Origin of the sequence: Sphingomonas montana, from assembly GCF_001956315.1 — a bacterium.
GTDB classification, from domain to species: Bacteria; Pseudomonadota; Alphaproteobacteria; order Sphingomonadales; family Sphingomonadaceae; genus Sphingomonas_R; species Sphingomonas_R montana.
Map to the genome: position 1 here is coordinate 33,664 of NZ_KV887142.1, position 12,149 is coordinate 45,812.

Consider the following 12,149-nt stretch of genomic DNA (forward strand, 5'->3'; position numbering starts at 1 on the left):
CGGCAACCCTGACGGCCGCGCCGACTACCACGCCTTTACCCACGCCCGTTGTCATCAAACGGTCAGACAAATCGCATGCGACTGCCGCATGATTTCCCTAGCCGAAACTGGAACTTTCCGGTGGGGCCAATTTCCGATGCACGATCTCCTGACTTTCGACGACGCCTATACCGACGGCGATATCGACACGAACCGCTCCGATGGCCCGACGCTGGGTGCCATCGTCGATGCGCGCTACTCGCGTCGCCAGACGATGTTCGGCGGCGTCTCGGCCATGACGCTGGCCGCGTTCGGCACCACGCTGCTCAGCGGCTGCGGTTCGGATGCGGAAGGCAACGCGGCCCCCACCGTCACAGCCGGCCAGAATGCGGCCACCACCTCGGGCAAGCTGGTCACGATGACCTCCACCGCCGCCGATCCGGGCGGCAGCATCGCCGGCACCGTCTGGACGCAGGTGTCCGGGCCGTCGGTCGTGCTCACCAACGCCGGCACGCCTACCGCCACGTTCATCGCCCCTGCCGTCGCCGCCGCGACGCCGCTGGTGTTCCGCGTCACCGCCACCGACAATTTCGGCCTGACCGCCACCGCGGACAGCACGATCACGGTGGCCCCCGCCACGCTCGATTTCACCGCCGTGCCGAAATCGCTGGCCGATGTCGTCGCCGTGCCCGCGGGCTACACCGTCACCGTCCTCTACCGGTTGGGCGACCCGATCACCGCCTCGACCTCCGCCTACGCCAATGACGGCACCGACAGCGGCTTTTCCGCCCGCGCGGGCGATCATCATGACGGCATGTCCTATTTCGGCCTGCTGACCGGTGCCAACACGCCCGACGCCACGAACAGCGCGCGCGGCCTGCTGGTCATGAACCATGAGAACATCACCGCCGCCTATCTCCATCCGGCCGGCCAGACGCTGGTCAACAACGCGCGTCCGGAAGCGGAGGCGCTGAAGGAAATGGAGTGCCACGGCGTCAGCGTCGTGGAGGTCACCCGTGGCGCCACCGCGGCCTGGTCCTACGTCCAGAACTCGCCGCTCAACCGCCGCATCACGCCGCTTACCCCGATGCAGTTCAACGGCCCGGCCCGCGGTTCCGCGCTGCTCCGCACCAGCTTCTCGACGGACGGGACGCAGGGCCGCGGCACGATCAACAACTGCGCCAACGGCCTGATGCCCTGGGGCACCTATTCGACGTGCGAGGAGAATTGGGCCGGCTATTTCCGCCGCGACACCACCGACAACGCCGCTCGCACGGCCAAGGACGTCATCTCGCTCAACCGCTACGGCATCGCCGTCACCACCAACCGCCCCGGCAACAACCGCTGGAGCACGGTGACCCCGACCGACAGCGCCAACACGCTTTACCGCCGCTGGAACATCAACGTGCAGGCCGGCACGGCGGCCGACGGCACCGGCGATTTCCGGAACGAAGCCAACCAGTTCGGCTGGGTCGTCGAAATCGATCCCTATGTGCCCACCTCCGTGCCGCGCAAGCGCACGGCGCTTGGCCGCATGAACCATGAAGGCTGCTGGCCGTCGGTGCCGGTCGTGGGTCGTCGCCCCGCCTTCTACATGGGCGACGACGCGCAGAACGAATATCTCTACAAGTTCGTCTCCGACACCCCCTGGGTCGCCGCCGATGCGACCCCGACGGACCGGCTGGCGACCGGCGACAAATATCTCGACCGCGGCACGCTCTACGTCGCGCGCTTCGATGCGACCGGGGCCGGCACCTGGCTGCCGCTGCGCTTCAACGAAAACGGTCTGAACGCGTCGAACCCGCTCTACCCCTTCGCGGATCAGGCGGACGTGCTCGCCAATGCCCGCCTGGCCGGCGACGCGCTGGGCGCCACCAAGATGGACCGTCCCGAATGGACCGCGGTCAACCCGGCAACGGGCGAGATGTATCTGACGCTGACCAACAACAGTTCGCGCACGCTGGCCAACACCGATGCCGCCAACCCGCGCTACTATAACGATCCGAAGGGCACGGCGGCGCAGCGCGGCAACCCCAACGGCCACATCATCCGCCTGCGCGAAGCCGGCGACACGTCGGAGGCAACCAGCTTCCGCTGGGACATCTACCTGTTCGGCGCAGGGTCCGATCTGAACCCGACCAACATCAACCTGTCCGGTCTCGACGCCACCAACGATCTGTCCAGCCCGGACGGCCTGTGGTTCTCGCGCTCCACCAACCCGACCGGCCAGGTCAATCCGCTGCTCTGGATCCAGACCGACGACGGTGCCTTCACCGACCAGACTAACTGCATGATGCTGGCCGCCCTGCCCGGTACGGTCGGCGACGGTGCCGAACGCACCATCGTCAACCTGGGTGCGGTCGAAGGCACGCGCAGCCAGTCGACCTTCATCGGCAAGGCACCCGGCGGCTCGCTCCGCCGCTTCCTGGTCGGCCCGAAGGAATGCGAGATCACCGGCGTCGACAGCACGCCGGACGGTCGCGCGCTGTTCGTGAACATCCAGCATCCGGGCGAAGGCGGCACCGGCGCCGCCCCGACCAGCGCCTGGCCCGCCTCGCAGGCCGGCACCACCGCCACCGCCCGCCCCCGCTCGGCCACGATCGTTATCACCAAGAACGACGGCGGCCTCGTCGGCCTGTAAGGCAACGCTCTCCCTTCCCCCACCGGGGGGAGGGCCGGGGTGGAGAGCTTAGGCTAGATAGAAACAAATCACTTGGCGCCCCCTTAGGAGCGCGGTTCCCCGGCGCAGGCCGGGGCCTAGGTGAAACGGCAGTGTCAAGGCCCCGGCTTCCGTCGGGGAACGACCAAGGCATCGAACCAACACCCCCCAACGCAAACACCAAAAAAGCGGGGGCGCACCCAGTGCACCCCCGCCCCAAACCTCAGCACTTGACCAAGATCAGGCAGGCTGCCCGTCCCCGCCCGTCGCGCCGAAAATCTGCCCGGTGGAATAGCTCAGCGCCGGATCCGCCGCCGCCACGTACAGGCCGGCGATCTCGGCCGGCTGCCCCGGACGACCCAGCGGCGCCATGCTGCCGAAACTTGCCAGCTTCTCCATCGTCGCACCCCCGCTTACCTGCAAGGGGGTCCAGAACGGTCCGGGTGCCACCGCGTTGACGCGGATCCCCTTCGGGGCCAGCTGCTTGGCCATCGACTTGGTGAAGTTCAGCACCGCCGCCCGGGTCAGTGCATAATCGACCAGATCCTCCGACGGATTGCCGGCCTGTTCCGAAGACGTGTTCACGATCACGCCGCCCGCGCCCATCCGCGCGACCGCCGCCTTGGTCAACCAGAACGGGGCATAGACGTTGGTCTTCATCGTGGCATCGAAATCGGCACTGCTTATGTCGGCGATCGCTGGCTTGGTCTGCTGCCGTGCGGCATTGTTCACCAGAATGTCCAGCCCGCCCAGCTCCTGCGTCGCCCGCGCCACCAGCTTCTGGCAGAACGCCTCGTCGCGCAGATCGCCAGGGATCGCGACCGCCTTGCGCCCTGCCGCACGGATCAGTGCCACCACCTCGCGCGCGTCGGGTTCCTCGGCCGGCAGATAGTTGATCGCCACATCCGCGCCCTCGCGCGCATAGGCGATCGCCGCCGCCCGGCCGATCCCGCTATCGCCGCCGGTGATCAGCGCGCGCTTACCCGCCAGCCGCCCCGAACCCTTGTAGCTCTGCTCGCCATGGTCCGGCCGCGGGTTCATCTTCGACGCAAGTCCCGGCCAGGGCTGCGTCTGCGGCTGGAACGGCGGTTTCGGATATGCGGCGGCGGCCGGCGTCGTCGCGGACTCGACCGGCTTCGGCGTCTGGGCCTGCGCCAGCACGGGCGCAACCGCGGCGGCGGCCGCAACCACGCCCGCACCGGTCACGAAAGTACGGCGGCTTGCGTCTGTATCGGTCATGCTGAATTCCTGTCGACGATGATCGTTTATTGCAGAACACCCGTCGGCCGACTTGCGTTCCGCTGTATCGCCGCATCAAAACCTTTCGGATATCGCCGCCACCATCCTTGATTTACCCACATCAAGAACCACGCCCCTACGTGGACGCCCCCGCCCGCCTCTGCTACCCGCCCGCCAGACATCATCAGCCAGGACGCCGCACATGATCCCCCGCTATTCGCGCCCCGACATGGTCGCCATCTGGACGCCGGAACAGCGTTTCCGCATCTGGTTCGAAATCGAGGCGCACGCCACAGACGCGCTTGCCGAACTGGGCGTCGTCCCCAAGGAAGCCGCCGCCGCGATCTGGGCCAAGGGCGCGTTCGAAGTCGACCGCATCGACGAGATCGAACGCGAAACCAAGCACGACGTCATCGCCTTCCTGACCAACGTCGCCGAACATGTCGGGCCGGAAGCGCGTTTCATGCACCAGGGCATGACCTCGTCCGACGTGCTCGACACCTGCCTGTCGGTCCAGCTCGCCCGCGCCAGCGACATCCTGCTCGCCGATCTCGACGCGCTGCTCGCCGCGCTGAAGACTCGCGCGTTCGAACACAAGCTCACCCCCACGATCGGGCGCAGCCACGGCATCCACGCCGAACCCGTCACCTTCGGCCTGAAACTCGCGCTCGCTTATGCCGAGTTCGCCCGCTGCCGCGCGCGGCTCGTGGCAGCACGCGCGGAGATCGCGACCTGCGCCATCTCCGGCGCGGTCGGCACCTTCGCCAACATCGATCCGTTCGTGGAATCATACGTCGCCGAAAAGCTCGGCCTCACCGTCGAACCGATCTCGACGCAGGTCATCCCGCGCGATCGCCACGCCATGTATTTCGCCACGCTGGGCGTCATCGCCTCCTCGATCGAGCGGCTCGCGACCGAGATCCGCCACCTCCAGCGGACCGAGGTGCTCGAGGCGGAAGAGTATTTCTCGCCCGGTCAGAAGGGATCGTCGGCGATGCCGCACAAGCGCAACCCGGTGCTGACCGAGAACCTCACCGGTCTCGCCCGCATGGTCCGCGGCTATGTCACCCCGGCGCTCGAAAATGTGGCACTCTGGCACGAACGCGACATCAGTCACTCCTCGGTCGAACGCTATATCGGCCCGGACGCCACCATCACGCTCGACTTCGCGCTCGCCCGGCTGACCGGCGTGATCGACAAGCTCGTCGTCTATCCGGTCCGCATGCAGAAGAATCTCGACCGCATGGGCGGCCTCGTCCACTCGCAACGCGTCCTGCTTGCACTCACGCAAGCCGGCGTCAGCCGCGAGGACGCCTATACGCTGGTCCAGCGCAACGCGATGAAGGTGTGGGAGTCGGACGGCGCATTGTCGCTGAAGGACTTGTTGCTCGCGGACCCGCAGGTCGCCGCCGCGCTCAGCGCGGAGGAAATCGAGAGCCGTTTCGATCTGGGCTACCACCTGCGCCACGTCGACACGATCTTCACCCGCGTGTTCGGTGAAGCCTGACCCCTAACCCGATATCTCCAAAGCCCTCCCCCGCCTTTGCAGGGGAGGTGCGCGAGCGCCCTTTGCGACCACAGTCCCAAACAAACTTACAAGTGCAAGAAACACAATCGCATGCTCACGCATTAAAATTGCGCGGCTAAACAACAATCCCATATGTCTACTCAGGCGCTAGAGAGCGCCGGCCCGCAGCATTCCGCCGGGGCCAAGGAGCATGACATGACCTACCTCGAAACCGCCACGACCGCCGTCCTTGCGATCGCTGCCCAGGCTCTTGCCGTCGCCGTCGTCGTCTCTCTCTAAGGCGCAGACGCACTCGACCGGGGCAACCCACCCAAGAGCGCCGCTTTCGCGGCGCTTTTTTGTGTCCAGACGCTATGCCAGTTGGAGACGCGTGCTCGTAGCAATTCGATCTCAGGGGACCTCAGCCGGCAACGTCGAGATTTAAGCGGCGACAGCCGAACCAGAAAGCCGGTTTCCAAGATCGGGACGTCCACGGAAAACATCATCCTGTAACAGTCGGAATCTCACAGCGGTCACAGGCGGCCAAGGCACCAGGACCTCGCGACCCTACACCCCAGCCGGTTTGGTTCGAGCCTGTCGAGAACTGGGCGCTGTGTTCTCGACAGGCTCGAACCAAACGGAGCAAAATGGAGGTCCGACCAACACAACGCGCGACCGGCCGCGCGATCAGCGCGTCGCCATAGCCGCGATAGAGCCCGCACAAACGTACTCGCAGGAGTTCAGGCCGCGGTAAAAGTTCGGGGTTAGGCCGGATGAAGCCGAACTACCAGTTCGGCCCAACCCGACCATCACCACAGCCCCGCGCACCTCACTCCCCGAAGATATGCTTGATCTTCCCGAAGAACCCCTCGCTGGCCGGGCACTCCGCACCCGTCTCGGTCGCGCGGAACTGTTCCAGCAGGTCCTTCTGCTTTGCGGTCAGCTTGGTCGGCGTCTCGACCTCGATCTCGACGACCATGTCGCCGAAGCCGCGACCGTTCAGCACCGGCATGCCCGCCCCGCGCTGCTTGATCTGCTTGCCCGACTGGATGCCGACCGGGATACGGATCTCGTGCGCCACCTTGTCCAGCCCGGGCACGGTGATCGTCCCGCCCAGCGCCGCGGTGGTGAATGAGATCGGCACCCGCGCGAACAGCGTGTTGCCCTCGCGCTGGAACAGCGTGTGCCGTGCCAGATGAATGAAGATATACAGGTCGCCGGCCGGCGATCCCCGCGATCCGGCCTCTCCCTCGCCGGTCAGGCGAATGCGCGTACCCTCGTCCACGCCCGGCGGGATCTTGACCGAAATCGTCTTCTGCTTGTCGACCCGGCCTTCGCCGTGGCACGCGTCGCATGGCGCCTCTATCACCTGGCCCGCGCCGTGGCACGTCGGGCACACCCGTTCCACCACGAAGAAGCCCTGCTGCGCGCGCACCTTGCCGTGACCGGCGCAGGTCGAGCATCCGCGCGCCTTGGTACCGGGCTTGGCACCCGTCCCGTCGCACGGTTCGCATGGCGTCGCGACCTCGATCGTGACGGACGCGTCCTTGCCGTGATACGCATCCTCGAACGCAATCTCCATGTCGTAACGCAGGTCGGCACCGCGGTGCTGTTGACGCTGCCCGCCACGACCCTGGCCGCCGCCCATGAATTCGCCGAAGATATTCTCGAAGATGTCGGAAAAGCCACCGCCCCCGAAATCCTGCCCGCCGGCACCCGGCCCACCGTTCTGGAACGCCGCCTTGCCGAACCGATCATAGGCCGCGCGCTTCTGCGGATCCTTCAGGCAGTCATAGGCCTCGGAGATCGCCTTGAACTTCGCCTCGCTCTTGGCACAACCCGGGTTCTTGTCCGGGTGGCAGATCATTGCGAGCCGCCGGTAGGACGACTTGATCGTCTTGTCGTCGGCGGTCTTCTCGACCTCCAGCAACTCGTAATATTCGGTATCGGGCATGACGTTTACTCGGCTTCTGACAAGCGGGCTCGACGCACCCGCCTTCCGTCATCCCGGCGGACGCCGGGATCTCGTTGTGGCCAGATGAGCCCCCGCCCCATGGTCATCCCAGTCTGGCGCCGGGATGACCCATGTGGGGCGGGGATTACCCGACCAGCGGGCGCTTACGCCTTCTTGTCGTCCACCTCGGAGAATTCGGCGTCGACGACATCGTCGTCCTTCGCCGCCGTCTCCGCACCGCCTTCGCCACCGGGCGCTGCGGCCGCGGCCTGGTCCTTTTCGTAGATCGCCTGACCCATCTTCATGGCGACCTGCGCCAGGGCCTGCGCCTCGGCCGCCATCGCGTCGGCATCGCCGCCCTCGACCGCGGTCTTGGCCTTGGCCACTGCCGCCTCGATCTCGGTCTTCAGCCCGGCGTCGATCTTGTCGCCATGCTCGCGCAGTTGCTGCTCGGTCGAATGGATCAGACCCTCGGCGTTGTTCTTCGCCTCGGCCGCCGCACGACGCTTCTTGTCGTCCTCGGCGAACTGCTCGGCATCCTTCACCATCTGGTCGATGTCGCCATCGCTCAGACCGCCCGATGCCTGGATCTTGATCTGCTGCTCCTTGCCGGTGCCGCGATCCTTGGCGCTGACATTCACAATGCCGTTGGCGTCGATGTCGAACGTGACCTCGATCTGCGGCACGCCACGCGGTGCCGGCGGAATGCCGACCAGGTCGAACTGGCCGAGCATCTTGTTGTCCGCCGCCATCTCGCGCTCACCCTGGAAGACCCGGATGGTGACCGCATTCTGGTTGTCGTCCGCCGTCGAATAGGTCTGCGACTTCTTCGTCGGGATCGTCGTGTTGCGGTCGATCATGCGCGTGAACACGCCGCCCAGCGTCTCGATGCCGAGCGACAGCGGCGTCACGTCGAGCAGCAGCACGTCCTTGACATCACCCTGCAGCACGCCCGCCTGGATCGCGGCACCCATCGCCACGACTTCGTCCGGGTTCACGCCGACATGCGGCTCCTTCCCGCCGAAGAACGCCTTCACGGCCTCGCGCACCTTGGGCATGCGCGTCATGCCGCCGACCATCACGACCTCGTCGATGTCGTCCGGCTTCAGGCCCGCATCGGCCAGCGCCTTGCGCAGCGGCTCGATCGTGCGCTTCACCAGCCCGTCGACCAGCCGCTCCAGGTCCGATCGCGTGATCGTCTTGACCAGATGCTTCGGACCCGTCGCGTCGGCGGTGATGAACGGCAGGTTGACCTCGGTCGTCGCGGTGGACGACAGCTCGATCTTCGCCTTCTCGGCCGCTTCCTTCAACCGCTGCAGAGCCAGCCGGTCCTTTGTCAGGTCGATGCCCTCGGCCTTCTTGAACTCCTCAGCCAGATATTCGACGACCTTGCTGTCGAAATCTTCACCGCCCAGGAACGTGTCGCCGTTGGTGGCCTTCACCTCGAACACGCCGTCGCCGATTTCCAGCACGGAGATGTCGAACGTGCCGCCGCCCAGATCGTAGACCGCGATCGTCTTGCCGTCGTTCTTCTCAAGGCCGTACGCCAGCGCCGCCGCCGTCGGCTCGTTGATGATGCGCAGCACTTCCAGGCCCGCGATGCGCCCTGCATCCTTGGTCGCCTGGCGCTGTGCATCGTTGAAGTATGCCGGCACGGTGATCACCGCCTGCGTCACCGTCTCGCCCAGATAGGACTCGGCGGTCTCCTTCATCTTCTGCAGCGTGAACGCGCTGATCTGCGACGGGCTATATTCTTCCGTGCCGGCCTTGACCCACGCGTCGCCGTTGCTGCCCTTCACGATGTGATACGGGACCAGCTCGGTGTCCTTCTTGGTCACCGGGTCGTCGAACCGACGCCCGATCAGGCGCTTCACGGCGAAAATCGTGTTGTCGGGGTTCGTGACCGCCTGACGCTTCGCCGGCTGGCCGATCAGCCGCTCGCCGTCCTTGGCGAATGCGACGATCGACGGCGTGGTGCGCGCGCCTTCCGAATTCTCGATGACCTTGGGCTTGCCGCCTTCCATCACGGCGACGCAGCTGTTGGTGGTACCCAGATCGATCCCGATGACTTTTGCCATAATGCTCTCTTGTGCCCCTCGAAGATGAACCGGCCGGTATCGCACCCGTCTCCGGTTGGCGATCCCGGCCGAAACCCCGGAGTTAACCGGTGTGATCCCGGATATAGGGGGGTGTCGCGGCCCTTCAAGCATGGGACGATTTGCCGCCGGACCCCTTTTCGGGGTTGCGCGTTGCCTGGCCCCGATTGCACACCGGCACGGTCATTCCCGACGAGCGTCGCACGACCGGCCGGCCGGGCGCTCCCAACCGCCAAGGAAACGCCATGCCGCCCGCCGTCTCCACCCGGGTTCTGGCCCGCCGACTCCCAATGCCGCTCGCCCGCCTCCACCGCGCGGGCCGGGCGCCGCTGGCGCTCCTGCTGCTCGCGCTCGCCGGTTGCGGCACTCCGCAGAAGATGGTGACCGTCACCGACGCCTATGTCCGGCTGCCCGCGGTGCGGGGCAACCCGGCCGCCGCCTATTTCAAGATCGAAAACGGAGTCATCCCCGATCGGCTGGTGTCGGTGACCAGCCCCGACGCGTCGCGCGCTGAAATCCACGCGTCCGGCATGCACGCCGGCATGGCGACTATGGCCCCGTTGCCCGGCGTCGATATCGCCGCCGGCGCCACTGCCACGTTCGCGCCGGGCGCCAACCACGTCATGCTGTTCGGCCTGCCCGCCACCCTTGCCCCCGGCAAACCGGTCCGCCTCCTCGTCCGCTTCCAGTCCGGCTTCACTGTCGCGACCGACGCTCCAACCATCGCCGCCGGCCAGGACGCTCCGTACGGACCCTCCTGAAGCCGCTCTCCTTCAGGGGGGTGGGGGCAACCTCTCCACAAACGCAAAGTCCGCGGTTACACCCGATAGATGCGCCGCGCCCTCACCCAGAACGAGCAGCACCTCGTCCATACCATCTTCGGCGCGACGGTCGACACCGCCCCGGTCACCATCAACCGCGCCAAATGGTTCCCCTTCCAGCCGCGCAACGTCGCCATGTCGCCCGACGGCCATATCTGGCTCCATCCGCAGGGCGATCTCTACGCCGACGACTATACGATGGCTCCGCTCGGCCTGCGCGGACTGTTCGTCCACGAAATGACGCATGTCTGGCAGCATCAGCGCGGCATCTGGCTGCCGCTCGCCCGCCATCCCTTCTGCCGCTACCATTACCGCCTGACCCCCGGCTGGTCGCTCGCGCGCTACGGGCTTGAACAACAGGCCGAGATCGTTCGGCACGCCTGGCTGCTCCGGCAAGGCCGCACCGTACCCGGCGCCCCGCCGCTCGCACAATATGAGAGCCTGCTGCCGTTTCACGGCTGATCTACGGCTTACTTGCAAATGATTATCGTTACCCCGGATAATGCGATCCATTATCAGTATCCATGAGAGTGAATCGCAACGAATAGTTTGTCTTCACAAGCAACTTTTCGTGGGCTAGAGAATTTCATCATCAAGACAATCCAAGTACGGAGAAACATCATGGTCATCACCACCGCCGGAGCCGCTGCCTGCGCCAAGTGCAAGTTCTTCGACGATGGCGACACCAGCGCCGAACTGGGCCTGTGCCGCTACAACCCGCCGATCAGCCAGCCGAGCGGCGAAGCAGCCGGCATCTGGCCGAAGGTTGAGGCTTCCGACTGGTGCGGTCATTTCGAACCCGTCGCCGCCTGAACGGTCGATCGGTCGAACATGAAGAGGGTGCGGACCACGGTCCGCGCCCTTTTTCGTATGTGCCGAACATCGCTTTCCTGCGCGGCAAACCGCCCGCCGCCAACCCAACGCGCCCGCCCCTCTCGAAACGCTGTGTTCCCCGGCGCAGGCCGGGGCCTGGGTGAAGTGGCTGGGTCGAGGCCCCGGCCTGCGCCGGGGAACTTTCGGAGCACGAGCGAAACATCACTCTATAGGAAGCGGACTTGACTCACTCCGTCCGTCCCGAGCGCGGTCAAGGGACCAGTTTAACGGAGCCGAGACTGGCGCCATCTCCCCCGGGCTGGCCTCGCGAAACGGCGCAGAACCCTGCTGCGCCTCACCAGCATCATTGCCGCACGATCCGGCCGCTCACGACGTCCCCGTACAAGCCACGACCTACTAAGCTCGGAATGACAATCATTCGCATCTTGACGGATCGCGCCAGTAAGCTAGGAATGACAATCATTCGCAATTGAGCCGTCCGGAGCGCCATGTACGCCTATCTTGACCGACCCGTCGCCGCGCTGCCGACCGCCGACCGCGTCCTGCTCGATGCAATGCGCAACTGGGCGCTCGCCGCCACGCTCGGGCGTGACCGTTCCGCCACCGCCGCCGCCCGGCTCCCCGCCGCGGCCCGCGCTGGCGCGACCGACGCGCTCCACGCCGCGATGACGCTGCTCGACGGTGCGGACGCCGCCCCGATCGCGTTCCAGCGTCCCTGCCACGCCCGCGTGGAGGAGGATGAAGCCGTCCTGCTCGGCATTGCCGCACTGGTCCCGCAAAACCCCGCCGCCGCCACCGCCGCGCTCGCCCTCCTCGTCCCACGCGCCACCGCGACCCTGGCAGTCCGCCACCTCGCGACCTTCAACCGCCGCCTGACCCCCGCGCTGCAAGGCTAGGAAGGTTTTCAGGCAGCCGATATCGCGACAACGGATCGAAATTATTCAGTCGGACAAGACTTGGAGTCCTCCGGCCCAGGCGCGTTGAAGCAGGACAAGCAGGACGTCTGCAATACGGGGACAATCGAACCGTAGGTGATGCGCATCGCCCTCTTCGAAACGCT

9 protein-coding genes are annotated in these 12,149 nt (G+C 66.0%); 6 read left to right on the forward strand and 3 right to left on the reverse strand.

Annotated elements, in window-relative coordinates; all coding sequences use genetic code 11:
- The first annotated feature begins 136 nt into the window (after positions 1 to 136).
- Positions 137 to 2,620: a PhoX family protein gene (locus BKY59_RS02840; protein ID WP_076068589.1), complete on the forward strand. Its 2,484-nt coding sequence runs from the start codon at positions 137 to 139 to the stop codon at positions 2,618 to 2,620.
- A 258-nt stretch (positions 2,621 to 2,878) separates the two neighbouring features.
- On the opposite strand, the gene BKY59_RS02845 is transcribed toward BKY59_RS02840, so the two are convergent.
- Positions 2,879 to 3,877, reverse strand: coding sequence for an SDR family oxidoreductase (locus tag BKY59_RS02845; RefSeq protein ID WP_076068590.1), 999 nt, complete (start codon positions 3,875 to 3,877; stop codon positions 2,879 to 2,881).
- A gap of 202 nt (positions 3,878 to 4,079) precedes the next feature.
- Between BKY59_RS02845 and purB the strand changes: the two genes are divergently transcribed.
- Positions 4,080 to 5,384: an adenylosuccinate lyase gene (gene purB, locus BKY59_RS02850; RefSeq protein WP_076068591.1), complete on the forward strand. Its 1,305-nt coding sequence runs from the start codon at positions 4,080 to 4,082 to the stop codon at positions 5,382 to 5,384.
- A gap of 829 nt (positions 5,385 to 6,213) precedes the next feature.
- Here purB and dnaJ read toward each other — a convergent pair.
- Complete coding sequence (gene dnaJ / locus BKY59_RS02855; protein WP_076068592.1) at positions 6,214 to 7,338, reverse strand: molecular chaperone DnaJ; 1,125 nt, start codon at positions 7,336 to 7,338, stop codon at positions 6,214 to 6,216.
- A gap of 164 nt (positions 7,339 to 7,502) precedes the next feature.
- On the reverse strand, positions 7,503 to 9,416 hold the full coding sequence (gene dnaK / locus BKY59_RS02860; protein WP_076068593.1) for a molecular chaperone DnaK: 1,914 nt from the start codon (positions 9,414 to 9,416) through the stop codon (positions 7,503 to 7,505).
- Between the two features lie 263 nt (positions 9,417 to 9,679).
- On the opposite strand from dnaK, the gene BKY59_RS02865 reads away from it, so the two are divergent.
- The 4 genes from BKY59_RS02865 to BKY59_RS02880 all read left to right on the forward strand — a co-directional run bounded on the left by BKY59_RS02865 (position 9,680) and on the right by BKY59_RS02880 (position 11,985).
- Entirely contained in the window at positions 9,680 to 10,195 is a 516-nt protein-coding gene (locus BKY59_RS02865) for a copper chaperone PCu(A)C (RefSeq protein WP_129586169.1), read from the forward strand.
- A 69-nt stretch (positions 10,196 to 10,264) separates the two neighbouring features.
- On the forward strand, positions 10,265 to 10,717 hold the full coding sequence (locus BKY59_RS02870) for a vgr related protein (RefSeq protein WP_076068595.1): 453 nt from the start codon (positions 10,265 to 10,267) through the stop codon (positions 10,715 to 10,717).
- 159 nt (positions 10,718 to 10,876) lie between these two features.
- Complete coding sequence (locus tag BKY59_RS02875) at positions 10,877 to 11,068, forward strand: hypothetical protein (protein ID WP_076068596.1); 192 nt, start codon at positions 10,877 to 10,879, stop codon at positions 11,066 to 11,068.
- Between the two features lie 509 nt (positions 11,069 to 11,577).
- Complete coding sequence (locus BKY59_RS02880; protein ID WP_076068597.1) at positions 11,578 to 11,985, forward strand: hypothetical protein; 408 nt, start codon at positions 11,578 to 11,580, stop codon at positions 11,983 to 11,985.
- Positions 11,986 to 12,149 lie beyond the last annotated feature (164 nt).